General features: G+C 61.3%; 22 protein-coding genes. 10 read left to right on the top strand and 12 right to left on the bottom strand.

Translation table 11 applies throughout. The features are described from left to right. Nucleotides 1-5: 5 nt before the first annotated feature. The 6 genes from PH558_RS28855 (at nt 6) to PH558_RS28830 (ending at nt 6385) form a co-directional block, all read left to right on the top strand. Nucleotides 6-737 (top strand): CpaD family pilus assembly protein, encoded by a 732-nt coding sequence (locus PH558_RS28855; protein ID WP_095433628.1) that lies wholly within the window; start codon nt 6-8, stop codon nt 735-737. Between the two features lie 31 nt (nt 738-768). Then, nucleotides 769-2040, top strand: coding sequence for a CpaE/TadZ family protein (locus tag PH558_RS28850; protein WP_285207931.1), 1272 nt, complete (start codon nt 769-771; stop codon nt 2038-2040). 77 nt (nt 2041-2117) lie between these two features. Beyond that, a complete protein-coding gene (locus tag PH558_RS28845) occupies nt 2118-3602 on the top strand; it encodes a TadA family conjugal transfer-associated ATPase (RefSeq protein ID WP_095433630.1) in 1485 nt (494 codons plus the stop codon). A gap of 8 nt (nt 3603-3610) precedes the next feature. Further along, a complete protein-coding gene (locus PH558_RS28840; protein WP_285207930.1) occupies nt 3611-4618 on the top strand; it encodes a type II secretion system F family protein in 1008 nt (335 codons plus the stop codon). A 21-nt stretch (nt 4619-4639) separates the two neighbouring features. Next, nucleotides 4640-5617, top strand: coding sequence for a type II secretion system F family protein (locus PH558_RS28835; protein WP_095433632.1), 978 nt, complete (start codon nt 4640-4642; stop codon nt 5615-5617). 123 nt (nt 5618-5740) lie between these two features. Next, nucleotides 5741-6385 carry a LysE family translocator gene (locus PH558_RS28830; protein WP_285207929.1) on the top strand — a complete coding sequence of 215 codons (645 nt, stop codon included), beginning with the start codon at nt 5741-5743 and terminating at the stop codon, nt 6383-6385. Nucleotides 6386-6479: 94 nt separating this feature from the next. Here PH558_RS28830 and PH558_RS28825 read toward each other — a convergent pair whose 3' ends face one another. Continuing rightward, nucleotides 6480-7310 (bottom strand): tetratricopeptide repeat protein, encoded by an 831-nt coding sequence (locus PH558_RS28825; RefSeq protein WP_095433634.1) that lies wholly within the window; start codon nt 7308-7310, stop codon nt 6480-6482. 166 nt (nt 7311-7476) lie between these two features. Between PH558_RS28825 and PH558_RS28820 the strand changes: the two genes are divergently transcribed. The 3 genes from PH558_RS28820 to PH558_RS28810 all read left to right on the top strand — a co-directional run bounded on the left by PH558_RS28820 (nt 7477) and on the right by PH558_RS28810 (nt 10539). After that, complete coding sequence (locus PH558_RS28820) at nt 7477-8868, top strand: leucyl aminopeptidase family protein (protein WP_285207928.1); 1392 nt, start codon at nt 7477-7479, stop codon at nt 8866-8868. A 456-nt stretch (nt 8869-9324) separates the two neighbouring features. After that, nucleotides 9325-9669: a MarR family transcriptional regulator gene (locus PH558_RS28815; protein ID WP_095433636.1), complete on the top strand. Its 345-nt coding sequence runs from the start codon at nt 9325-9327 to the stop codon at nt 9667-9669. A gap of 15 nt (nt 9670-9684) precedes the next feature. Beyond that, nucleotides 9685-10539 carry a C40 family peptidase gene (locus PH558_RS28810; protein WP_285207927.1) on the top strand — a complete coding sequence of 285 codons (855 nt, stop codon included), beginning with the start codon at nt 9685-9687 and terminating at the stop codon, nt 10537-10539. A gap of 56 nt (nt 10540-10595) precedes the next feature. Here the strand turns inward: PH558_RS28810 and PH558_RS28805 are convergent, their stop codons facing one another. Next, nucleotides 10596-11522 carry a DMT family transporter gene (locus PH558_RS28805; RefSeq protein ID WP_285207926.1) on the bottom strand — a complete coding sequence of 309 codons (927 nt, stop codon included), beginning with the start codon at nt 11520-11522 and terminating at the stop codon, nt 10596-10598. Nucleotides 11523-11646: 124 nt separating this feature from the next. On the opposite strand from PH558_RS28805, the gene PH558_RS28800 reads away from it, so the two are divergent. After that, nucleotides 11647-12126 (top strand): Lrp/AsnC family transcriptional regulator, encoded by a 480-nt coding sequence (locus tag PH558_RS28800; protein WP_285207925.1) that lies wholly within the window; start codon nt 11647-11649, stop codon nt 12124-12126. 21 nt (nt 12127-12147) lie between these two features. Here the strand turns inward: PH558_RS28800 and PH558_RS28795 are convergent, their stop codons facing one another. The 10 genes from PH558_RS28795 to PH558_RS28750 all read right to left on the bottom strand — a co-directional run. Beyond that, the gene (locus tag PH558_RS28795) at nt 12148-13539 is read right to left on the bottom strand and encodes an amidase (RefSeq protein ID WP_285207924.1); all 1392 of its coding nucleotides are present in this window, start codon (nt 13537-13539) and stop codon (nt 12148-12150) included. 23 nt (nt 13540-13562) lie between these two features. Next, on the bottom strand, nt 13563-14429 hold the full coding sequence (locus PH558_RS28790; protein ID WP_285207923.1) for an ABC transporter permease: 867 nt from the start codon (nt 14427-14429) through the stop codon (nt 13563-13565). Next, nucleotides 14426-15379: an ABC transporter permease gene (locus PH558_RS28785; RefSeq protein ID WP_095436135.1), complete on the bottom strand. Its 954-nt coding sequence runs from the start codon at nt 15377-15379 to the stop codon at nt 14426-14428. The genes PH558_RS28790 and PH558_RS28785 overlap by 4 nt, the downstream gene beginning before the upstream one ends. Before the next feature lie 101 nt (nt 15380-15480). Beyond that, nucleotides 15481-17010, bottom strand: a complete 1530-nt coding sequence (locus tag PH558_RS28780; protein ID WP_285207922.1) for an ABC transporter substrate-binding protein — start codon at nt 17008-17010, stop codon at nt 15481-15483. A 157-nt stretch (nt 17011-17167) separates the two neighbouring features. After that, the gene (locus PH558_RS28775; protein WP_285207921.1) at nt 17168-18085 is read right to left on the bottom strand and encodes a LysR family transcriptional regulator; all 918 of its coding nucleotides are present in this window, start codon (nt 18083-18085) and stop codon (nt 17168-17170) included. Between the two features lie 15 nt (nt 18086-18100). Beyond that, complete coding sequence (locus PH558_RS28770; RefSeq protein WP_285207920.1) at nt 18101-19099, bottom strand: P1 family peptidase; 999 nt, start codon at nt 19097-19099, stop codon at nt 18101-18103. Nucleotides 19100-19360: 261 nt separating this feature from the next. After that, nucleotides 19361-19555, bottom strand: a complete 195-nt coding sequence (locus PH558_RS28765) for a hypothetical protein (RefSeq protein WP_015338438.1) — start codon at nt 19553-19555, stop codon at nt 19361-19363. Between the two features lie 510 nt (nt 19556-20065). Then, nucleotides 20066-22993: an aminotransferase gene (locus PH558_RS28760; protein WP_285207919.1), complete on the bottom strand. Its 2928-nt coding sequence runs from the start codon at nt 22991-22993 to the stop codon at nt 20066-20068. 135 nt (nt 22994-23128) lie between these two features. Then, entirely contained in the window at nt 23129-23680 is a 552-nt protein-coding gene (locus tag PH558_RS28755) for a hypothetical protein (RefSeq protein WP_095433646.1), read from the bottom strand. 99 nt (nt 23681-23779) lie between these two features. Continuing rightward, nucleotides 23780-24038 (bottom strand): formyltransferase family protein (locus tag PH558_RS28750; RefSeq protein ID WP_285207918.1); only part of this gene is annotated, 259 nt, incomplete at its 5' end.

Here is a 24038-nt window from a genome sequence, read left to right as displayed (position 1 = left end):
AAGAGATGGCCAGCCTCGAACGCAATACACCCCGCGGTGCCCGGCCTCGTTTTTCAAGATCGATGCTGATCCTCCCGACATTGGCGCTGATATCGGCCGTCAGCAGTTGCGCCGGCTCCCCAGATGGCATGACGACGAGCGCCATCAGGGATGACTATCGCCAACGGCATCCCATCGTGCTTACCGAAAAGGAGCATAGCGTCGATATACCGGTCGCGGCCAGTGACCGGCACCTGACAACAGGCATGCGCGATACGGTTCGCGGTTTCGTGCAGGATTATCGCGCCCATGCAAGCGGCACCGTGGAAATCCTGTCGCCGCGGCAATCGCCAAATGCCTTCGCCGCATCGGCGCTCAACTCGCAAATCCGTCGGGAGCTGGTCACGAACGGTATTCCATCGGCGCGAATCGTCAACAGCTATTACCCGGCCGGCGGCCCGGGCGATGCCGCGCCGATTCGCCTGCGCTTTACCGCAACGACGGCGGCCACCAATGCCTGCGGCCAGTGGCCGGACGATCTTTCCGACAACGCATTCGACAATCAGAACTACTATAATTTCGGCTGTGCGACCCAGCACAATCTGGCAGCGCAGGTCGCCAATCCGACCGATTTGATTTCGCCGCGCGCGATGACGCCGATCGATGCCGATCAGCGCAGCAAGGTCATCAGCGATTATCGCACCGGCTCAACCCCGACCAGCACGGCGACGGTCGGCGGCTTCGGTAGCGGAAATTGAACGCAAGAGGCTGGCGCAACGGGATGAAATCATGAACGCCATCGAATACGATATCGGCTCGACTGCCCCGGGAGCGGAGGAAGCTTCGCGCTTGGGCAATCTTGACAATCTGCGGCCGCTGCCGCGCATTTCCATACATGCCTTCTGCGAAAGCGAGCAGCTGCAGCAGGTGATGGACCAGTGCGCCAATGATCGGCGCATGTCCAAGGTCAGCCTCAGGATCACCAGCGGCGGTGTGGCGGCTGCGGCGAACATGTTCGCCTCGGCGCCCACCCCGAACCTGATCATTCTGGAAACACGCGCCAACCCACGCGGCCTCCTGGCGGAACTCGAGCCACTCGCCGCCGTCTGCGATCCGAGCACCAAGGTCATCATCGTCGGCTATCACAACGACATCGGTCTTTACCGCGAACTCATACGCAACGGCATCTCGGAATATATCGTTCAGCCGACCGATATGGTCGATCTGATGACGGCGGTGGCATCGATCTTCATCGATCCCGATGCCGAACCGCTCGGCCGCAGCATTGCCTTCATCGGTGCCAAGGGTGGGGTGGGCGCATCCACCATCGCCCATAATTGCGCCTTCGGAATTTCCAGCCTCTTCTCGACCGAAACCATCCTGGCCGATCTCGATCTGCCCTATGGCACCGCCAATATCGATTTCGACCAGGACCCCGCCCAGGGGATAGCCGAGGCCGTCTATGCGCCGGAACGCCTCGACGAGGTCTTTCTCGACCGGCTGCTGACCAAATGCTCGCAGCATCTGTCGCTGCTCGCGGCGCCCTCAATGCTGGACCGCGCCTATGATTTCGAAGGGCAGGCATTCCTGCCGGTGCTCGACGTTCTCCAGCGCAGCGCGCCGGTGGCGGTTCTCGATGTGCCGCATGTCTGGACGGAATGGACGCGTTCGGTGCTCGGTGCCGTTGACGAGGTCGTCATCTGTGCTGCACCCGATCTTGCCAATCTGCGCAACGCCAAGAACCTGATCGATGCTCTGCGCAAGCTGCGGCCGAACGATAAGGCACCGCACCTCATTCTCAATCAGGTCGGCATGCCCAAGCGCCCGGAGATCAATCCTTCGGAATTCTGCGCGCCGCTGGAGACGGACCCGATCGCCATCATACCTTTTGACATCAACCTTTTCGGCAATGCCGCCAACAGCGGACAGATGATCTCCGAGACTGATCCGAAGTCGCCGATCGCGGAAACTTTCTCGCAGATATCGCACATCGTCACCGGGCGTGTCGCTTTGAAGAAGGCAAGAAAGGGCGGTTTGCTTGGCCTTTTAAAGCGGAAGTAACCCTTTGATTTCGCATGGATTCCGAAAGAAGATCTTTCGTGAAAGCCATGCGGCAGCAGTAGAATTGGATCGAAGACATGTTTGGCAAGCGCGGAAGTGAAGGTCCTGCAAAGAGCGGCGGCGCAATGCCTCCGCCGGCACCGGCGCGTGCACCCGCTCCCGTTGGCGCGCCAACGGCGCCGGCTGTGCTGATAGAGCCGTCCCGTGATGCCGCGCAGCCACGTCAGCAGGTCGCTCCTCCGCCGATGCAGACGCCCAGCCGGCGTCGCGTGGCGCGTACCGAAGAATATTACGATACGAAATCGCAGGTCTTCTCCGCGCTGATCGATACGATCGATCTCTCGCAGCTCTCCAAACTCGGCAACGAGGCGGCGCGCGAGGAAATCCGCGATATCGTCAACGATATCATCACGATCAAGAATTTCGCGATGTCGATCTCCGAGCAGGAGGAGCTGCTTGAGGATATCTGCAACGACGTGCTTGGCTATGGTCCGCTGGAGCCGCTGCTCGCCCGCGACGACATCGCCGACATCATGGTCAATGGCGCCGGCCAGACCTTCATCGAAGTCGGCGGCAAGACCGTTGAATCCGAAATCCGCTTCCGCGACAATTCCCAGCTTCTATCCATTTGCCAGCGCATCGTCAGCCAGGTCGGCCGCCGCGTCGATGAATCGAGCCCCATCTGCGATGCGCGCCTGCCCGATGGTTCGCGCGTCAACGTCATTGCGCCGCCGCTCGCGATCGACGGGCCGGCGCTCACCATTCGTAAGTTCAAGAAGGACAAGCTCACGCTTGATCAGCTCGTTCGCTTCGGCGCCATCACGCCGGAAGGCGCGACGCTTTTGCAGATCATCGGCCGCGTGCGCTGCAACGTCGTCATTTCAGGCGGTACGGGCTCGGGCAAGACGACGCTTCTGAACTGCCTGACCAACTATATCGACCGTGACGAACGCGTCATCACCTGCGAAGACACCGCCGAACTGCAATTGCAGCAGCCACATGTGGTGCGCCTCGAAACCCGCCCGCCAAACATCGAGGGCGAGGGTGAGATCACCATGCGCGATCTCGTCAAGAACTGCCTGCGTATGCGCCCCGAACGCATCATCGTCGGCGAAGTGCGCGGACCCGAGGTCTTCGATTTGCTGCAGGCGATGAACACAGGCCACGACGGCTCCATGGGCACGATCCACGCCAATACGCCGCGCGAATGCCTGAGCCGCATGGAATCGATGATCGCCATGGGTGGTTTCAGCCTGCCGGCCAAGACCGTGCGCGAGATCATTTCCAGCTCCGTCGATGTCGTCATCCAGGCCGCCCGCCTGCGTGACGGTTCGCGCCGCATCACCCAGATCACCGAGGTGATCGGCATGGAAGGCGATGTGATCATCACTCAGGATCTAATGCGCTACGAAATCGAGGGCGAGGATGCGAATGGCCGGATCATCGGTCGGCACGTCTCCACCGGCATCGGCAAGCCGCATTTCTGGGATCGTGCTCGCTACTATAACGAGGAGCGGCGCCTGGCAGCCGCCCTCGATGAGATGGAACAGAAGGCGCAATAGGGCTCGCGATGTTTGGTATCGATCCGATAGTGCTGCTGATTGTCCTGCTGACGGCAGTCTCCGCCGCCGCGGTCTGCTACGGCATTCTCTATTCACGGATCGAGACACAGAAAAAGGCCGATAGCCGGGTCAACCGGGTCAAGCAGGCCGAGACCGATCGCGCCAAGGTCAAGGCCGCGCGTGATCGCGTCCAGGAAATGTCCAAGCGGCGCAAGTCGGTGCAGGATACACTCAAGGATCTGGAGCGGCGACAGAGCGAAAACACGAAGAAGAAGCAGTCGCTGAAGGCACGTCTGGCGCAGGCCGGCCTGTCGTTGACGCCATCGCGCTTCTATGTTTTTAGCGTGCTGTTCGGCCTGTTCGCGGTGCTGATCTTTTTCATTGTCGGCGCTCCGCCCTTGGCTATCCTGGGACTGTTCTTTGCCGTCGCTTTCGGGCTGCCGCGCTGGATTCTCAGCTTCCTCATCAAGCGCCGGCAAAACAAGTTTCTCGAAGAATTTCCGAACGCACTCGATGTCATCACGCGCTCGCTTCGCTCGGGCCTGCCGCTCAACGACGCGGTGCGGCTGGTGGCCGGCGAAGCGCGAGAGCCTGTCAAGACGGAGTTTCGGCGGGTGGTCGAAGCGCAGCAGGTCGGTCTCAGCATGTCGGACGCCTGTGCGCGCATCACAAACCACATGCCGTTGCAGGAAGTAAATTTCTTCTCGATCGTCATTGCCATTCAGGCTCAGGCGGGCGGCAACCTGTCGGAAGCGCTGGGCAACCTCTCGAAGGTGCTGCGCGAACGCAAGAAAATGAAGGCAAAGGTCAAGGCATTGTCGATGGAGGCCAAGGCATCCGCCGTCATCATCGGCGCTCTGCCCTTCATCGTGATGCTGCTCGTCTACCTGACGTCGCCGCAATACATGATGATCCTGTTCACCGATCCGCGCGGCCATCTGATCTTGATTGGGGCCGGCATATGGATGTCGATCGGCGTCTACATCATGCGTCAAATGGTCAATTTCGAGATCTGAGCGGAAGGAGCCGCGTAGCCCATGTCCGATCTGGCTGCCAATTTGACCGATCCCGGCACCCTTCTTGCCGTTGTGGTTGCCATTGCCGTCTTCGCGACCTTCTACACGATCGCCATACCGCTGCTGGAACGTGGCGATCTCAGCAAGCGCATGAAGGCCGTGTCGACGGAGCGCGAACAGATTCGCGCCCGTGAACGCGCACGGCTGAGCGCAGAGGGCGGCAAGGCATCGCTGCGCAGCCACAACAATCGAAACGTCAGGCAGATCGTCGAGCGGTTCAACCTGCGCAATGCGCTTGTCGATGCCAATACCGTCAATCGCTTGCGGTCCGCCGGCCTGCGCTCTGAAAATGCGCTCAATATGTTCCTGGTGGCGCGATTCCTGCTGCCCTTCCTGTTTCTGGCGGTTGCGATCGTCATCGTCTTCATTCTCGGCTGGTTTGCCGCAAAGCCCCTGCCGATCCGGCTGCTTGGCGTCATCGGTTTCGCCTATCTGGGCTTCTACGCGCCGAACATCTATATCTCCAATCTCGTGACCAAGCGCCAGAAATCGATCAAGCGCGCTTGGCCTGATGCTCTCGACCTGATGCTGATCTGCGTGGAGTCGGGTATTTCAATCGAAGCCGGCATGCATCGGGTGTCCGAGGAAATGGCCGAGCAATCCCCGGCGCTAGCCGAGGAAATGGTGCTGACCACGGCCGAGCTTTCCTTCCTGCAGGATCGCCGCACCGCCTTTGACAATCTCGCCGCCCGCACCCAGATCGAGCTCGTCAAATCGGTGACGCAGGCGCTCATCCAGGCGGAACGCTATGGCACGCCGCTCTCGCAGGCTTTGCGTGTCATGGCGCAGGAAGGCCGAGACGAGCGCATGAACGAGGCGGAAAAGAAAGCGGCCGCGCTGCCGCCGAAGCTTACCGTACCGATGATCGTCTTCTTCCTGCCGGTCTTGATGGCGGTCATTCTCGGCCCGGCGATCATTCAGGCAATGGACAAATTCTGAGCCGCCGACTTGCTCGCGGCATGCGGGCATGGTTATCTTCCATGCAATGTCGCCGACGGGCGTCAGGCGCATCGTCTCGAAAAGGCGCCGGGCGTTCGTGTCGACCATATTGGGAGGTCTCGGATGTCATCCTTGGCAATATTTTTCAGCGTCATCGCGGCAGTCTTCATCGGGGCGGTAAGCCCCGGTCCGAGCTTCGTGCTCGTTTCGCGCATCGCCGTTTCCCGCTCACGCAAGGCAGGTCTTGCCGCAGCCTTCGGCATGGGAACGGGCAGCGTCATTTTCGCGACCTTGGCCCTCTTCGGCTTGAGCGCATTGCTGATGAAAGTCGAATGGCTGTATCTGGCGCTAAAAGTCGCCGGTGGTCTCTATCTGATCTATGTCGGCATCCGCATCTGGCGCAGCGCTGCCGACGATCTTCCCATCGATACGCCAGCGACGCCGGCGGCAGGCGGTGTGATGCGCAATTTCCTCTTTGCGCTCGGCACGCAGCTCAGCAATCCGAAGACGGCCATTTTCTACGGCAGTATCTTTGCCGCACTTCTGCCGGCGGCTCCGGCTCCCTGGCTGCTGTTTACGGTTCCGCCCGCAGTCTTCCTGGTCGAAGTGAGCTGGTACACGGTGGTGACGATGGCCTTTTCTTCGAACCGGCCGCGCGCCATCTATCTCGGCGCGAAGTTGTGGATAGATCGGGTGGCCGGCGTCGTGATGGGCGCGCTCGGCGCACGGCTTGTCTTCGAGGGGCTGCCGCGCCACATCTGGCGTTAAAGGGCCTGCGGTTACCGGCCGTGCGCCTAGACCGATCGGCGGCAGACTTTCGTTTTCGAGAGCTGCTCGGGAAAGCCGCTATGGCTCTCCCGTTCTATTGCTGGGCGACTTTCCTGCTGTCGCCGCTGGCGGCAAGCTTCTGCCAGGAATTCTGCTGTGCCAGCATGCCGCGCAGATAGGCGACGTTGGCATTTGCCTGTTGCGGCGTCAGTTCCTGGCGGGCGATTTGTTCGGCTTCCGCAAAGCGACCCTGTAGCCCGACGACCAGCGCCAGGTTCTGCCGCACGCGGCTGTCGGCGCCCGGCTGGGCGACGGCCGTGCGGAGATAGCTCTCCGCATTCTTGAGGTCGCCGGTCAGCACATAGGACATGCCAAGATTGGAAAGAACGGTCGGTTCGTTGGGGGCGAGCACCAGCGCATCGCGATATTTGGCGCGTGCATCGGTGGAGCGCCCGAGCTGATCGAGGATGGCGCCCTGCGCCGAAACCAGCCGCCAATCCGGCCGATCCGGCAGCTGTGCGCGGTCAATGGTCGAGAGCGCTTCGTCGAGCTGCCCTGCCGCCGCTTGCGCCTTGCCGTAGGCGGCCAGGACGCCGCGATCGCTCGGATTGGCGATTGCCACCTGCTGCATGACGGCAAGCGCCTGGTCGTTGCGGCCGCTCATGCGCAAGGCGTTGGCATAATTGACGCCGGCATCGCGATCTTTAGGATTGGCGTCATAGGCCTTGCCATACGTCGCAGTTGCCTGCGCCAGATCAGTGCTGTTCATCGTGTCGAGAGATTGCGACGTCTTCGGAATCGAGCCGGTCGTCATCCGGTCCTTTCCGGTTGTCGAGCAGCTTGCGAGCGCGATCGCCAGAAGTGCAGCCGAAGCTCCCCGGAAAAGAAAGGTTCTGAATGAAGACGCAGCTGAGACGGCGGGCATGACGCTTATCCCTGAATTCCTATAGTCTTGCGTCCGGCCTAGAATCGGAACAGGGAAAGGTTCGACGCAATGTTCGCTCCAGCAATAATCTGTTAACCCTAACAGACGGTTAACTCTCGATTCCCTGAAGTCCCCGATTCCCTGAAGTCATCGTCAAAGGATAGTCATGGCCCCCTATCAATTCATCGAGCGCGCGACGCCCTTCAATTCGAAGGGTGGCGCGTCCCTGCCGATCTTTGCCGTTACCCCCGCGCATATCGAGACCGGTACCATCGATCCCATCGCGCTCGATTGGGCACGCAAGGCGGGTTACAAGGCGGAGAGCGGTTCGTTGCTGCTGATCCCGACCGCGGAGGGGCATCTGGGCGGCGCTCTCTTCGGCCTAGGCTCTAACCCATCCGAGCAACCCTTCCTCACGGGCAAGCTGGCGCGCAGCCTGCCGGCCGGCGACTGGCATATCGAGACGGCGCCGCTGACGGCGAACCGGCTCTCGCTTGGTTTCGGTCTCGGCAGCTATCGCTTCGACCGCTACAAGTCGGAAAAAGCCGCGGCACCCACGCTGATGATCCCGCGCGATGCCGATGCTGCCGATATCAAGCGCCAGCTGGCAGGCGTCTTCCTTGCCCGCGACCTCATCAACACGCCGACCAACGACATGGGTCCGGAACAGCTGGAAGCCGCCTTCAGGGCGCTTGCCGAGCACTACAAGGCGGATATGTCCGTCATTATCGGCGACGATCTCCTGAAGGAGAATTTTCCGCTGGTTCATACGGTGGGACGCGCGAGCGCCGATGCGCCGCGCCTTCTCGAAATGCGCTGGGGCAAGAAGGGCTATCGCCGCATCACGCTGGTCGGCAAGGGTGTGTGCTTCGACACCGGCGGCCTCGACATCAAGCCGGCATCCTCGATGCTACTGATGAAGAAGGACATGGGTGGCGCAGCCAATGTCATGGGCTTGGCGCTGATGATCATGGATGCCAAGCTCAAGGTCGATCTTCGCGTTATCATTCCCGTCGTCGAGAACTCGATTTCATCCAACGCCTTCCGTCCCGGCGATATCTACAGGAGCCGCAAGGGCCTGACCGTGCAGATCGACAATACCGATGCCGAGGGACGGCTGATCCTCGCCGACGCGCTCGCCTATGCCGACGAGGACGCGCCGGACCTGATGATCGACATGGCGACGCTGACGGGTGCTGCTCGCGTCGCGCTCGGCCCCGACCTGCCACCCTTCTTCACCGACGATAGCGACCTTGCCAGCGACCTGACGGAAGCGAGCCTAGAGACGGACGACCCGCTCTGGCGGATGCCGCTCTATATGGGCTACGACAAGGATATCCGCACCAAATTCGCCGATATCACCAATGCTCCATCAGGCGGCATGGCCGGCTCCATTACTGCTGCCCTGTTCCTCAAGCGCTTCGTGACGAAGACGCCGAGCTGGGTGCATTTCGATATTTTCGGCTGGGCGCCGAGCGAACGTCCGCATTCGCCCGGCGGTGGCGAGGCACAGGCGATCAGGGCGCTCTATCACTATATCAGGCAGAGCGTGCGGTAGGTCGTTGTTGCGGGCGGGTAGGTGGGCTTCTGAAAATGCCGAGCCATACCCCCTCTGTCCCTGTCGCGACATCTCCCCCGTGTGTGGGCAGGGCAATCGCATATGAAGGAGGTCGCTGCCACCCCCTTCTCCCCTCGGGGAGAAGGTGCCGTCAGGCGGATGAGGGGGTGCCTCCCAAGAGCGCTAAAGTCCACGAATTCAAATGAGCAAGCCCCCTCATCCGACCCTTCGGGCCACCTTCTCCCCGAGGGGAGAAGGAGCTTCCGGCACTGACCCGACCCATATGCAGTCGCCGTGCCCCTTGTGGGGGAGATGTCACAGAGTGACCGAGGGGGTGCGCTCTCAACGAACTCTGAGATCACGGCTCCGAAGAGTAACCAGCCAAAACTCCCCTTGAAACCGCCATGATCTTGGCCGAGACTGGAACGGTAGCGTAACGAATCCTCGGGGTTGCCCTTGCCGCTTGAACTCACCGCCTCACAGGCTCTCGGCCTCTGGCATGGCGTGACGCTCGCTCAGGTGCGCCGCGAGGATCACGATTTGACGCTGCGGCAGACGGCGATCCTGCTGCAGATCTATCTCGTGCCGCCGCCTCATACCGTGCGCGGTCTGGCCGCAACGCTCGGCGTCACCAAGCCGGTCATCACCCGGGCGCTTGACACCATGGGAGGGATGGGATTGGTCGATCGTGTCCGTGACGACCACGATCGCCGCAATGTCATCATTAAGCGAACAGTCACCGGCGCGCTCTATCTTGAAAAACTCGGCGATCTCATCATCGAGCACGGCCGAAAATTGTAACCTCAGGAATTCACCATGATGCTCGACCGCCGTCTCAATGCTTTCAGACCCGATCTCGCCGAGGCTTCACTCAAGGGCAAGGTCGAGGCCGAGCGCTTCGTCGATGGTACTGGCGCACGCGTTGCCGTCCCGGTCATCGCGCTCCGGCCGAAGCCGGATCTCGCCTCGGGCATCGATACCGAGCTCCTGATGGGCGAAGAGGTCACGATATTCGAGCGCCGTGACGGTTGGTGCTGGATCAAGGCTCTGTCTGACGGTTATGTCGGCTATCTTCCGGAAACGGCGATCAAGGAGGGCGCGGCAGCGCCGACCCATATCGTCGTCCCGCAGCGCACTTTCCTCTATCCGGAGCCGGAGTTACGCAAGCCGCATGCTGCGATCCTCTCCATGGGCAGCCTCGTGCATGTGACCGGTACGGCGGAAGCGCGGGGCAATCATTACGTGGTCCTGGAGGATGGCACTGCCATTTTCGCAAAACATGTCCAGCCGATCGGCTACAACAGGGGCGGCGATTTTGTCGATGTCGCCTTACTCTTCATCGAGACGCCCTATCTCTGGGGCGGCCGCTCGGGCCTCGGTATCGATTGCTCCGGCCTCGTGCAGTTAGCGCTGTCGATGACGGGCCGTGCCGCACCGCGCGATACCGACATGCAGGCCGCCGGCCTCGGCCAGCCGATCGAGCGCGAGGAGCTGAAGCGAGGCGATTTCGTCTTCTGGAAGGGGCATGTCGCGATCATGGAAGATCCGGAAACCATCGTCCATGCCAACGGCCATACCATGACCGTCGCCCGGGAGAATTTTGCCGCCGCCATCGAACGCATCGGCTGGCTTTATGAAAAGCCGACCGGCTATCGCCGCTTCGTCGACTGACTACGCTCCGAAACTCTGTAGCGACAACCCATCCGGCATTTGTCCTGGCGGCGGTCTTACGGCGTACGCGGACGCGCGATCCAGATGCCGGCGACGATGACGATGCCGCCAAGCGCCTGCAGCAGCGTGACGTTTTCGCCGAAGAGGAACCAGGCGAAAAGGGCGGCTGCGATCGACTCCAGGAAAATGACGAGCGAGGAAAACACGGTCGGTAACCGTCCGAGCGCCACCGAAAGCAGTCCTTGTCCGCCGGCGTGGCTGATGAGGCCGAGCGCGAGAAGCACGCACCATCCCGAGATCGACTGCGGCAGGATACGCGGTTCGAAGAAGAAGGCGATCAGGAACAGGATCGCCGAGGTTATGATACTCAATTCGAAGGTGACGCGCGCGGCATTGGTTCCGGGGCGCGCCGCGCCGACCGCCAGGAAATAAAGGCCGAAAAAGGCGCCGGTGATGATGGCGAGCGCATCGCCAACGGCGCGGTCCGGATTGAATGCCAGGCTTTGGACGACGAGCGCCGTTCCGCCCGCAAGGCAGACGAGAAGCCCGAGAAGTGTGGCACGGCTGACACGCTGTCTCAACAGAAGCCAGCCGAAGATAACGACCCAGAGCGGCGCCATCGTCGCAAAGAAGGTGGCGTTGGCGATCGTCGTGCGCATGATGGAGAGATGCCAGAAGAACAGGTCACCCGTGAAGGCGATGCCGGCGAGGATGGTCGGTATCGTAAAGCTGGCACGAGGTGCATTGGGCTCCGCCGCTTCGCCATATCGCATCCATATCCAAAGGATCGGCAGCGCCAGAAAGACACGCCAGAAGGCGCTGGCGAAAGGCCCTACATCGGCAAGCCGCACGAGGCTTGGCGAAATGCTCATCGCCAGCGCCGCGAGGATCATCGCCACAACGCCAAGAAGAAAGCCTTTCGTATCTTCGCTTTCTCCGAGGCTCGTGCTGCGCATATCGTATTCGGTGTCCGGTTGTGACATTCTCGTGCCTTTGCAAGTCAGATGATGTGTGGCGCAAAGCTAGTACATTGGGGAAGAGGATTTGGCTCCATTTTGACGGCTTTCATGCAATTTTGTTTCCTCATTGCGGTAAGGATCTATTGAAATGCGCAAACCCGCCGATCTCGATGAGTTCGACCTGGCAATTCTCGAGATTCTTCAAAGGGACAGTACGGTTCCGCAACGAGAGATCGGTGAACGGATCAACTTGTCGGCGCCGGCCGTGCAGCGGCGCATCAAGCGCATGCAGGAAAGCGGCGTCATCCAGGCCAATATCGCGGTCGTCAATCCGACAGCCGTGGGTTTGCCGATTACCATCGTCGTCGAGGTCCATATCGCAAACGAACGCTATGACCTCATCAATGCGATCAAGCGCAGCTTCCTCGAAGCTCCGGAAGTCCAGCAATGCTACGGTGTCACCGGCGAGGCCGATTTCGTGCTCATCATCGTCGTCCCGAGCATGTCCGCCTATGAGGAGGTGGCCCGGCGTCTGTTCTACGACAATCCGAATGTCACGAAGTTCAAGTCGCTCGTCACTATGGACCGGGTCAAGGTCGGTCTTTCCCTGCCGTTGTCGCTGGACTAGCTGGCTGTCTCCAAGTTCGGTTCACGCCGGCCGCTTCGGCCAGTTCGTCACGCCGCCGCTCCAGTCCTCGAAGGCCTTCGAGAGGCGAAGCACCAGCATGTCGTCGAAGCGCGGACCAATGATCTGCATGCCGATCGGCATGCCCGAGCGGGAAAAGCCGCAATTGATCGACGCCGCCGGCTGTTCCGACATGTTCCACGGAACGGTGAAGGCGATGTGCTCGAAAGGTCGCGCGGGATCGTTGGTGGGCGAAGCCCATTCGGCGGGATAGGAGACGATCGGATTGGTCGGCGAAAGCACGGCATCCACTTCTGCGAAGAGCTTGGCGCAGCTCTTGCGCATCTCGTAGGTCTGGTTGAAGCCGCGAACGGCATCGACGCCGCTGATCTCTGCGCCCCCCTGCGCCCAGCTATAGATATAGGGCAGGATGCTGTTGCGGCGTTCCTCGCTCAAGGCTGTCATGTCGCCCCAGAAACGCGCCCGCCAGAAAGCATCGAGGCCATCAAGCATCTGCCTCGTCAGCACCGGCGCGACGTCGACGATGATGGCTCCGGCTTCCTCGAAGCGCTTGGCGGCAGCGGTGACCGCATCGCGTATCTCGTCCTCGACAGGCAGGCCGCAGCCAGCATCCAGCATCAGGCCGATCTTCACGCCTCGGAGGTCGATATCGAGATCCATCCAGTCGATCCCGTTCGGCGGTAGGCTGGTGCTGTCGCGCCAGTCGGGCCGCGAGAGCGTCGCCATGGAAAAGGCGGCATCCTCGACCGTGCGGGTCATCGGTCCGGCGCATCGGCCGAGATAATAGGGGTCGATCGGAATGCGGCCATTGGTCGGCTTGAAGCCAAAAATGCCGGTCCAGGCAGCTGGCAGGCGTATCGAGCCGCCGATATCGGTGCCGATATGCAGCGGTCCATAACCGGCGGCGGCGGCGGCGGACGCACCGGCGCTGGAGCCGCCCGGATTCTGGCTGGGGTCCCAGGGATTGCGGCTGAGTTTGTGAAAGCTCGAAAGGCCTGATGAGAGCATGCCGTAATCGGGGCAGGTGGTTTTCGCGAAAATCACCGCACCATCCTCGCGCATGCGGGCGGCGATCGGCGCGTCCTCGGCGGCGGGAATGAGCTCGACGGCCGCCGTGCCGAGCGGCACCGGCTGGCCCTTGGTGGCGATCAGTTCCTTCAGTGTTACCGGAATGCCGTCCAGGGTCCCAAGCGGTGCGCCCTTCGCCCAGCGCTCTGTCGAAGCTGCAGCCTGCTTGCGGGCATCCTCGGGATCATAGACATAGAGAGCCGATATTGTCGGCTCCCATGCCTCGATATGCTTCTCGAGCGCCAGCCAGTATTCGCTGGGAGACAGGCTTTTGTCGGCAAATTGGCGCCGGAGGTCTCGGATGGAAAGATCGGTAGGTTCGGTCATGATCTATACTCTTTATGTCTCAATCAGCGCGTCGTCTCGCGGGGGTCGAGGAGATCGCGCAGCCCGTCGCCGAGCAGGTTGAAGCCAAGCACGGAGAGCGCGATGGCAAGCCCCGGAAGCAGGGCGAGCCACGGCGCAACGTGAAAATAGGTCTGTGCATCGGCCAGCATCCGCCCCCAGGTCGGCGCGGGCGGCGGCACGCTCAAGCCCAGGAAGGCAAGCCCGGCTTCCGTCAGGATCGCAAGGCCGAGCTGGATCGTCGCCTGGACGATGATGCTGCCCATGATGTTCGGCAGGACATGGCGGCGCGTGATGGAAAGCTGCGTATTGCCGATGGCCCGCGCCGCCAGGACGTAGTCCCGGCTCCAGGCCTGCAGCGCCGAGCCGAGCGCGACGCGGGCAAAGACCGGCACCATGAAGACAGCGATCGCGATAATTGCCGTTGAGCGCCCGGTCCCAAGAAATGCACCTAGGATCATCGCCGAAAGGATCGGCGGCAGGGCGAAGATCACGTCACAGACCCGCATGACCAGCGCCTCGAACAGGCCTCGTTGGGCGGCGGCGGAAACGCCGATGATCGTTCCGAGCGTTCCGCCGATCGCGACGGATGACACCGAGATCGACAGCGAATTCCAGCAGCCCGCCATCAGCATGGACAGGACGTCGCGGCCGATCTGGTCGGTGCCGAGAAGCCCGAAGCCGAGGGGCGGCTGCAGCTTGTGGAGGATCTGCATCTTCGCCGGCGGCACTGGCGTCCAGAACTGCGAGAGGAGAGCGACGCAGAAGAGCGCAAGGATGATGACGCCGCCGACGATGAGATTCATTCGCCGCAGCGCCCGAAAACGGCGACGGGAGGGCTGTGTGGCAGATCTAACTTCGATTGATGTCATCGCGCACCTCCCGCTCGCAATCGCGGATCGATGGCGAGATAGGAGAGATCGACCAGAAAATTCACGACGATGACGAGGCCGGCAAAGAACAGCACGACATCCTGCAGAACGATGACGTCGCGCTGGCTGAGCGCCTGATAGGCGAGGCGGCCAAGGCCTGGAAGGGTGAAGACATTTTCGATCAGCACGGCGCCGGCGACGAGAAACGTAAACTGCAGTCCGAGAATAGTCAGCACCGGCACCAGCGCATTCGGCACCACATGTCCCCAGAGCACGCGGCTGCGCGACAGACCCTTGGCGATCGCCGTGCGGGCAAAATCCTCATGCAGCGTATCGAGCACGGCCGAGCGCGTCACTCGTGTCAGCACGGCCGCCTGCGGCAGTGCGAGGGCGGCGGCGGGCAGCACGAGCGACTTCGCGGCGGGCCAGAATCCGTTCTCCCAACCGGGAAAACCGCCCGCCGGCATCCAGCCGAGCGATGTGGCAAATACAAGTACCAGCAACAGGCCGACCCAGAAGCCTGGCACGGCGATGCCCATCTGCGAAAACAGTGTCGCGATGATATCGAAGACGCCGCCGCGCCGTGCCGCTGCCGCAACGCCGAGCGGCACGGCGACAAGAACCGACAACAGGATGGCAAGCAGCGCAAGCGGCAGGGTGACGGCAAGCCGCTCGGCAATCAGGCCGGCGACCGGAACACCATAGGTATAGGACGTGCCAAGATCACCCGTCAGCGCGCCGGCGAGCCATTGCCCATAGCGCACGATCAGCGGCTGATCGAGCCCCATATCATGCCGGAGCGCGGCCAGCGTTTCCGGCGTCGCCGAGGTGCCGAGCGTGATCGCGGCCGGGTCGCCTGGCAGCAGCGCCATAACGGCAAAGATCAGCAGCGAGACGGCAATCAGCGTCAGCACAAGTCCGAAAATCCGGCGGGTGAGCAGTACGATCATAGCAAGTCCATGGCCGATCATGCCCGGCATCGAAATGGTTGGCTCGAAAGGGTTCGCGGCGGGCGAAGCGATCCGCCCATCCGCGCCTGCAGGCAAAGAGCTCAGTCTTCCCAGGAAACGTTGGTCAGCACGTTGGACGGGATCGGTTCGTTCTCCCAAAGACCCTTCAGCTTCTTGTCCCATACCCCGAGCTTCGGCATGACGAACAGGAAGAGCGACGGCACATCCTCGGCAAGAATGCTTTGCGCCTCGCCATAGAGCTTGTCCTGCTCGGCGGGATCGGCGGTAAGCTGGATCTTCTTCATCAACTCGTTAAAGGCCGGGTTCTTATAGTTGAAGTAGTAGGGATCGCGCGAATAGATATCGATATCCATCGGCTCGGCATGGGCGACGATGGTCATGTCATAATTGCGGCCGGTGAAAACGTCCTGCACCCATTTCGCCGGGAATTCCGTCGGTTCGATATTCATCGTCACGCCGATATCGGCAAACATCGCCTGCATCACCTGGGCACTGCGAGGCGCATAGGCCATTTGCGGCGTCTTGATGGTAAAGGTGAAACCATTTGGATAGCCGGCTTCGGCAAGCAATGCCTTGGCCTTGGCGGCGTCATAGGGCAGCGCGCCGGTCAGATCCTTGTAGCCGGGGTCGTTCGGCGTGTAGTGGCTGCCGATCGCCGTGCCGAAGCCGGACCACGCGCCTTCGATGATCGTCTTGCGGTCCAGCGCCATCATCAGCGCCTGGCGCACGCGCTTGTCGTCGAAAGGCTTGCGGGTGTTGTTCATGCCGGCCACGACCTTCAGCTCGGTATTGCCGATCTTTGTTGTCAGCCTCGGATCGCCTTCGAAGGAACTCATAAGCTCCGGCGCGGCGAATTCCGGAAAGGCATCGAGATCACCGGCCTTCAACGCCGCGGCCTCCGCCTGCGGATCGGAAATGAAGCGGAAGGTTACCTTCTCGAGCTTCACGTTGACCGACTTGTTCCAGTAATCCGGGTTCTTGACGAGGTCGACATGGTCGCCCTTCGTCCATGAGGAGAATTTGAACGGTCCGGTGCCGATGGGTGTGGTCTTGTCGTTAGCAGAGGACTTCGGCCCGACCATGACCGAGCTCGGCCAGCCAAGCCAATAGAGCAGGCTGCCGGTCGGTGAGGAAAGATGCAGCACCAGCGTTTCCGCATCCGGCGTGTCGATTGAGGCGATGGTCGAGAAGAAACGCTTCTGCGGATTGACGGAATCGGTGCCGCGGGCGCGATCGAGCGTGAACTTAGCGGCAGCCGAGTCGAAGGCCTCGCCGTCGTGGAATTTCACGCCGGTCTGGAGCTTGAAGGTATAGGTGAGACCATCCGGAGAGATTTCCCAGCTCTTGGCGAGCTGCGGCACGATCTTGCCGTTTTGGTCGATGGCAACCAGACCTTCGAAAATGTTCTGCCAGGTGACCTGGCCGATCGCGACAGGCGCGGCGATCGTCGGATCAAGGCCCGTCGGCTCGACGCTCATGCCGAGATTGAGTGTCGTCTTCGCGGCCTCGGCCTGTGTCAGGCCCATCATCAGCAGGCCGGCAGAAACTGCGGCGCCATAGGCAAGCCGGCGCGCGACGTCGCCCAGGCTCGGGCGTGAAAACTTGGTCATGTCGGTTCCCTTGCTCTTGTCCGCATGTCCGGCTTCCCTTCCGGCATGCGGTCTTTTTCAGGATAGTGTCATCTCATTGGCGCACACACAATTCCGAAAATGTGTGCTCGGTGTAGCCGAAACCGCTACACTGGTTTTGTCTTCTACAGTGTTGGGTTCAATCCTGCCTCCCCTTGGCGGAAAGTTGCTGGCGCATGAAGCGCTCGATGAAATCGAGCAGCTTGCCGGCCGCAAACGAGAGCTGGCGATCGGGCGCGACGCAGAGATCAACCGGCGTCCGCACGCCCTTGCCGCCTGCCACGGGCCGTGCGACGAGCTGCCCCGCCTCGATCTCTCTTCGAACGGTCAGCGCCGGCAGCATGGTGATTGCCGCCCCGCGCAGCACCAGCTCCTTCTGCATTTCCAGCGAGCCGGTCTCGAAGACAGGGTCGAGCGTCAATCCCTCCTGCTCGAACAACGCGTCGAAGGCCTGCCTTGCGCCGAAGGAGCGATCGGGAACGGCAAGCGCATGCGCCGCGATTTCGGCGAGCGTGATTTCTTTCGCGTCAGCAAACGGATGAGAGGACGCGGCGATCACGTCATAGACCAGCTCGGACCGTAGGCGCACCTTTGTGCCGGAAAGCGGCGGGGCAAACAGCGTCACCGCAATATCGGCCTCGGCATTGTTGACGGCTTCGATAGCACCGCGAGCACTCGTGATGGTCACTTCGAAACGCAGACGCGGATAGCGCAGGCTGAATTCAGCCAGCGCTGGAGCAAGGATATTGGCGACCGACGCGCCATTGGCATAGATGCTGACCGTCCCGCGCTGCAGGCCCTTCAGGTCTTCGATCAGCTGGTGAACATGATCGAGCTCGCGCAGCGTCCGGCCGGCGCGCTCCGCCAGCAATTCGCCGGCAGCCGTCAATTTGATGCCGCGGGCGCTGCGCTCGACCAGCTGCGTACCGAAGTGATATTCGAGGTTTTCGATCTGGCGGCTGATGGCCGTCGGCGCCACGTTCAGGTTTTCGGCCGCCTGGCGCATCGAATTGGTTTTCACCAGCTCGTCGAAATAGATCAGCGCGCGGATCTGCATGCGCGGGATCTCCCGTTAGACGGAGGGCTTGGCGAAGCGGTCCCGCCACGCCGCTTGCCCACCTTCGACCGGCAGCGCCGTCGCTTCGTAGACGCCGCGGGCGATCGCGCGCGCCATCACGATGGCGGCGAGGTGGCAGAGCTCCATGAAACCAGGCATATCCTCCCGGAGGTGCTTGCCGGTAGAGGCGGCAAACACGGTATCGCCGTCGAGCGGCAGATGCGTCGGCAGGAGCGCTCGGGCGAAGCCGTCATGGGCTGAGATGGAGAGGCGATGCGCCTCCGCCTTGGTCAGCTGGGCGTCGGTGATGACGGCGCCGATGGTCGTAGCGGTGATGTTGGTGCCCTTCAGCCGCAGGCGAGAATCGACTACCTGCGGCATGCCAAGGCCGCCGAATTCGCTATTTTGCTCGAAAGGCGCTGCCCAGAAATGCGGGCCGTCGCCGATAGTAGCGGAACCGAGCGCATTAACGGCGACGATGGCGGCCATCCTGTATCCTCTGCTGCTGACGGCACTTGCCGAGCCGAGGCCACCCTTCACCGTCGCCGTGGTGGCGCCGGTGCCGGCGCCGACGCTTCCAAGCGCAAACGGCCCTTTATTTGCGGCCTTGAAGGCGGCATATCCCATGTCGCGATAGGGCGAGTGCAATCCCCAATCCTTGTTGCCGCCATTGATCAGATCGAACAAAATCGCCTGCGGCACGATCGGCACCAGCGCATCGCCAACCTTTAGGCCTCGACCGATTTTCCTCAAGCCTGCCTGCAGGCCGCCGGCGGCATCGAGCCCGAAGGCCGAGCCGCCTGAGAGTACGAGAGCATCCACCGTACCGACAGTCATAGCCGGGTCCAGCAATGCAGTATCCCGCCCACCCGGCGCGCCGCCGAGAACGGTGCAGGAGGCAATAGCCGGCTCATCGAAGACGATGGCGGTGACGCCCGAGCCAAGCGCCAGATCGGTCGAGTGACCGACAGCGACGCCTTCGACATCGGTCAGGAGATTGAGGAGGTCAGCCAATGAAAAATCCTTCGCCGTTTACAACGCGAGGTCGTCATGGCGATAGGATCGTAAAGAGGGGGAAAAGACAAGATGGGTTTGTTCAACCCAAGCGGTCCGGGACTGGAGGCTTTGGAGCTTCGGCGTTTCACAAGGAGCCGGCGGAAGCTTCCTTCGGAAAAAGCCATGCGATGGCCTCAAATAAAGAAACCCCCACCCTGATTTTATCAAAGGGTGAGGGCTGGCGATGGGATTGGGTAAGATCTTAGGCGAGCCGACCCATCAAACATGGATCGGTTTTGCCTGCTGGCGGGAAAGAAGGTCGCGGATCGCAAGCTTCACTTCGTCCGCATTTCTGAAATGCTGTTCGTCCAGATCATGGACATGATATTTTACAGCGATGAACTTGAGCCGATCCTGATCGGGAACGACGATGCCGACGGGGACGCCGGCGTATTCGATGACTTGCTTCTTCATAAATAGACTCCCTCTGCGCACGAACGGCGCAGACATGGCGAATTGACTGTCTTATTCCGGGAAGGAGGACGAACGTCACATTCGACAGCACGGGCGGGAGAGCGCGCCCGAACGGTCATTGCCAAGCACGGGCCGCCCAAGGAACGAAGCAATGACTTTTCTATTCAGCATGTCACTTCCTCAATTGGCGTTGTACTTGTTAGAGCCCCAGTTGCGGAGCCCGCGGTGAGTGCACCATTATCCACTATATTAGTAGATAATAGCGATTGCATCCTCAGAAACATATTCCGAAAGATGTCAAAATGTCGACAATCGGGAAAATAAAATTCCGAACCTGGCGGGTTGCGGGGAAGGTTGTCTTAAAACCTTCGGATTGCCACCCGTGTCGGTACGGCTCGCCGATCACCGAGCAAACAGATAGGAACTGGCGCGAGATTCGACAATGCCCCGGCAGCATTAAAATTCACGCGCCGCTAAAACACCTCAATGGTTAACGGCGTGACGAGAACGTCAAAATCTATCTTCAAGCACCTTTTCCAGGGCCTTCACGAAGAAATCGGCGCTCTCGGCTGCGAGGCATAGCGGCGGCTTGATCTTCAACACATTCAAGTGATCGCCGGTCGGCTGCATGATGACCCCGAGATCGAGCAGGTGCTCGCAGATTGCTGCCGTTTCTTCGGTCGCGGGCGTCAGGCTTTCGCGGTCGCGCACGAATTCCACGCCGAGATAAAGCCCCGTGCCATGCACGGCGCCGATCAACGGGAATCGATCCATGAGAGCGATCAGCCCGGCCTTCAGCCGGTCACCGACGACTCGGGCATTTTCCTGCAGATCCTCATCCTTGAGAATATCGAGAACGGTGAGACCGATGATGCAGCTGACCGGGCTGCCGCCGGCGGAGGAGAAGAAATAGCCTTCCTTTCCCAGCGATTCGGCGATCTCGCGGCGGGTGATGACGGCGCCGAGCGGATGACCGTTGCCCATGCCCTTGGCGATGGTGATAATGTCGGGTGTGACGCCTTGCGTTTCGAAACCCCAGAAATGCTCGCCGAGCCGGCCGTAGCCCACCTGCACTTCATCGGCGATGCAAAGGCCGCCGCGCTGGCGTACCGCGTCATAAACGCCTGCGAGATACCCATGTGGCAGCGCGATGCCGCCGACATTTCCATAGACCGATTCGGCGATGAAGCCGGCAAGGCCGTCGCCCTTTTCGTCGATCGCTCGCAGTTTCGCCATGACATCGCCGAGATAATGCGGAGCAGAATCCGGGCCGCGGAACGGCCCACGATAGGTATTCGGCGAGAGGACGGGGTGCACCCAATCCGACCGTGTCGTCAGCGCCTGCGGATTGTCGGCAATCGAGGTGGAGACGGCGTCACTCGCAACCGTCCAGCCGTGATAGGCCTCTAGCAGGCAGAGCATGTTTCTCTTGGCCGTGTGCGCCCAGGCAAGGCGGATTGCCAGATCATTGGCTTCCGAGCCACTATTGACGAGGAAGACGCTGTCCAGTCCCTCAGGTGCCAGCGTTGCCAGCCGCTCGGAGAATTCGGTAACGGCGGCATAGTGGAAGCGGGAGTTGGTATTGAGGCGAGACCACTGCTGGGCGATCGCTGCCGTCAGGCGCGGATGGGCGTGGCCAAGCGTCGTGACGTTGTTGACCATATCGAGGTAGCAGCGCCCCTGCGTGTCGAACAGGAATTCGCGCCAGCCGCGCTCGATCTGTGGAGGGAACTCGTAATAGTGCTTCTGCGGCCTGGCGAAGTGGGCATTGCGCAGTAACAGCAGCGCGGAAGCGTCCGGCCGCGGCGCTTCGCAGGCCGGGTTCAAGAGAGCGGCGGGCGAGGGGGAGATGGTCGACCACCCCTCTGCCTGATCCGCCGTCGCAAAAAGCGGCGGCACAAGACCGGGCACACGGCAAAGCTGAATGCGCAATCCTCCGATTGCCGAGCCCTCGCTGCCGATCGTCCCTATTGTCGCGCCTTGCTCGATGGCCGCTCCGTCCTCAAGAGCACTTTCGATACCGTCGAGATGCAGGCTGATTTCTTCACCGACCAACACGAAATGCTGGCCCTGCCGTTGCAGAAGGCCCGGGAAGGGAGCCGCAACCGTCGCGCCAGCCGGCAGGCAGATATCGCAATGCAGGGCAAAATTCTGCGGCGGCGTCATGTTAAGCGGCGCAGCGAGGGAGAGGCGGAATTCGCCGTAGCGGGTCGCCGCAGCCCCGGAGGCGATTGCTGTCTGGGCAAGAAGCCGCCAGTCCATATCCGGTTTCTGCCAGTTGCCGTCCGTGAAGTCAGGCCCGGTGGCGGAAAGATCGATGGCGGCAATCTGCGAGGAGTCGATGTCAGGCAGCAACGGCGACCAGCCATCGGTCACGACCGGGGCGACATCAAAACCGATCGTTCGCAGGATCGCCGCTTCCATCACGTCCGGCTGCGCCTCGGTTGCGACATCGAAGATTTCGCGCTCGAAATCGAGATTGCCGCGCACATAGTCGTTGTCGGGGTCGATAGCGAGCTGCTGCTCGGTGCTGGCGGTGAGGATGGCGGCCCGCGCGACGATCAGCGGCCATAGGGCTTTGGCTTCGACTTCCTCCAGCGGATAGATCGCGTGATAGGCCCTGATCGCCGGAAGGATATGGAAGGGGTTGCCGCCTGCATGATGTAGCAGCGACGCACAGGTGACAGCAAGATCGCCCACCAGCCAGCCCTGGATGATATCGCCGAAGTCGATGACGCCATCGGGCACGAGCTGTCCGCGCGCATCGGGATGGCTGACGACATTGTCGTCGGTGACATCGTGATGCACCGGCTGAACACGCAATTGGCTCGCGAGCGGCTGGATACGCTTGACGGCGGCAACCATCGCCTTGGCGATGCGGTCGCGCGCCTCGTGATCGGTTATGGCCGACAGCAGCTGCACGGCAACCGGTCCTGCTCGTCGAAGGTCCCATTGCAGGCTGCGGTGTAGGCCGGGATGATCGAAATCGGCAAGATCGCGTGCAAGCCTAGCCGAAAGCGCGCCGAGCCCGGCAACGGAAACCTGCGGCAGGTAGTTGCGCCGCGTCAGCGTCTGGCCGGGGAGAAAGCGGAGCAGCCGGATGAGGTAATCCTGCTCGCGGAGAGTAATGGCGAGGATGTCGCGGCCATTCAGTGAGGGTATGACCTCGGGCACGCGCGGCGCATCCGGCTTGGCGTGAAGGTGGCGGATCGCGGCATTCTGCGCCTCGAGCTCGACCGGCTCGTATTCGGCCCGGCAGATCTTCAGCACATAGGCGTTCTCGCCGGCATCGATGCGATAGTTGCGGTCCTGCTGACTGCCGAGTTCGGTCAGTGTTCCGCTCAGACCGTAATGCGTCTGCAGGATCTCGGCCGCCTCATCCGGTGTCACGTCCGGTCTCGGCAGTTGCATACGGTTCACGAGCGTGGCGTCGGCCATGGCATCCCCCCGGATGGTTCATTCGCATCGACACTAAACCATTCCATATTAAAGAAAATTACCCAAAACAGATAGGGTAGTCGAGCGGCGAGGAGGAAGATAGGCCGCAGAATGCAGCCGGCTAGGCATAACAGCCTATTCGACCTCGATGGAATAGCTGCAACCGGCTAGCGTCTTGCCCGGATGAGTATCGACAGTGGAGACGTTCAGCGAGATGCGCGTTTCCAGTACGGTGTCCGAATTTTCCTGCTGGTCCTTGCGCGACAGGATGATCTTCTCGCCGAGAAACTTGTTCGGCTGGTCGACGGAAGCTGTGACGCCAAACTGCTTGGCGAGCGGGTGTGGGTCTGGCTCGTCAAGCACGGCAAGCGGCCCGGTGGAGGCGAAGGCGATTCTGTGCGTCTGCCGCCCGAAGACGGTCACAGGCGACGAAAGCTGGAATTCGCGCAGAAAGGGATTGTCCGACGGCAGCTCGCTGATGCCGAACTGTTTCATGACCGTGGTGCGTTCCGGCCCGGTCAGCCATAGAGCGAAATTGTTGTAGCTCGGCACGTCATAGGTCGTGCATTCGATCAGCTTGGCAAGATCGATCTTGGAAGGATCCTGTTCTGCCGTTTGGGCATGGGATGCCGGCGCAAATAGCAGGAGCGCCGCCAGCAGCAGCGCGTCGTTGCGGTAGAATGACATGTCCTCTCCTCGATCTCCGGGCGATTCGATACCGGTGATATCAAATCGCGTGTTGGAGCGAAAAGGGAAAGAAGCCAGCCGAAATCGTGCGCCTGCGCCTCACCCCATGCGTTCGGAGGCATAGGAGCCCGGGCTTGCTGGGAAGACGACGGTGCGGTTGCCGTTGAGGAAGGTGCGATAGTGGATATGCGCATGGATGGCGCGCGCCAGTACCTGGCTCTCCACATCGCGGCCGATCGAGACATAGTCCTCGGCCGATTGCGCATGGGTGATGCGCGCCGTGTCCTGCTCGATGATCGGACCTTCGTCGAGATCGGCCGTCACATAATGCGCCGTCGCCCCGATCAGCTTCACCCCG

Origin of the sequence: Rhizobium pantanalense (assembly GCF_030182525.1) — a bacterium.
Lineage (GTDB): Bacteria > Pseudomonadota > Alphaproteobacteria > Rhizobiales > Rhizobiaceae > Rhizobium.
The sequence above is the reverse complement of the archived record's forward strand: the minus strand, read 5'-3'. Positions and strand labels throughout refer to the sequence as shown.

Bases quoted from the DNA above. Each gene is read 5' to 3' on its own strand.
- PH558_RS28845 (WP_095433630.1), top strand. From the start codon at position 2,118: ATGTTTGGCAAGCGCGGAAGTGAAGGTCCTGCAAAGAGCGGCGGCGCA.
- PH558_RS28760 (WP_285207919.1), bottom strand. From the start codon at position 22,993: ATGGCCGACGCCACGCTCGTGAACCGTATGCAACTGCCGAGACCGGAC.
- PH558_RS28825 (WP_095433634.1), bottom strand. From the start codon at position 7,310: ATGCCCGCCGTCTCAGCTGCGTCTTCATTCAGAACCTTTCTTTTCCGG.
- PH558_RS28775 (WP_285207921.1), bottom strand. From the start codon at position 18,085: ATGCAGATCCGCGCGCTGATCTATTTCGACGAGCTGGTGAAAACCAAT.
- PH558_RS28765 (WP_015338438.1), bottom strand. From the start codon at position 19,555: ATGAAGAAGCAAGTCATCGAATACGCCGGCGTCCCCGTCGGCATCGTC.
- PH558_RS28850 (WP_285207931.1), top strand. From the start codon at position 769: ATGAACGCCATCGAATACGATATCGGCTCGACTGCCCCGGGAGCGGAG.
- PH558_RS28785 (WP_095436135.1), bottom strand. From the start codon at position 15,379: ATGATCGTACTGCTCACCCGCCGGATTTTCGGACTTGTGCTGACGCTG.
- PH558_RS28790 (WP_285207923.1), bottom strand. From the start codon at position 14,429: ATGACATCAATCGAAGTTAGATCTGCCACACAGCCCTCCCGTCGCCGT.
- PH558_RS28800 (WP_285207925.1), top strand. From the start codon at position 11,647: ATGCGCAAACCCGCCGATCTCGATGAGTTCGACCTGGCAATTCTCGAG.
- PH558_RS28805 (WP_285207926.1), bottom strand. From the start codon at position 11,522: ATGTCACAACCGGACACCGAATACGATATGCGCAGCACGAGCCTCGGA.
- PH558_RS28795 (WP_285207924.1), bottom strand. From the start codon at position 13,539: ATGACCGAACCTACCGATCTTTCCATCCGAGACCTCCGGCGCCAATTT.
- PH558_RS28835 (WP_095433632.1), top strand. From the start codon at position 4,640: ATGTCCGATCTGGCTGCCAATTTGACCGATCCCGGCACCCTTCTTGCC.
- PH558_RS28820 (WP_285207928.1), top strand. From the start codon at position 7,477: ATGGCCCCCTATCAATTCATCGAGCGCGCGACGCCCTTCAATTCGAAG.
- PH558_RS28810 (WP_285207927.1), top strand. From the start codon at position 9,685: ATGATGCTCGACCGCCGTCTCAATGCTTTCAGACCCGATCTCGCCGAG.
- PH558_RS28830 (WP_285207929.1), top strand. From the start codon at position 5,741: ATGTCATCCTTGGCAATATTTTTCAGCGTCATCGCGGCAGTCTTCATC.
- PH558_RS28855 (WP_095433628.1), top strand. From the start codon at position 6: ATGGCCAGCCTCGAACGCAATACACCCCGCGGTGCCCGGCCTCGTTTT.
- PH558_RS28840 (WP_285207930.1), top strand. From the start codon at position 3,611: ATGTTTGGTATCGATCCGATAGTGCTGCTGATTGTCCTGCTGACGGCA.
- PH558_RS28780 (WP_285207922.1), bottom strand. From the start codon at position 17,010: ATGACCAAGTTTTCACGCCCGAGCCTGGGCGACGTCGCGCGCCGGCTT.
- PH558_RS28755 (WP_095433646.1), bottom strand. From the start codon at position 23,680: ATGTCATTCTACCGCAACGACGCGCTGCTGCTGGCGGCGCTCCTGCTA.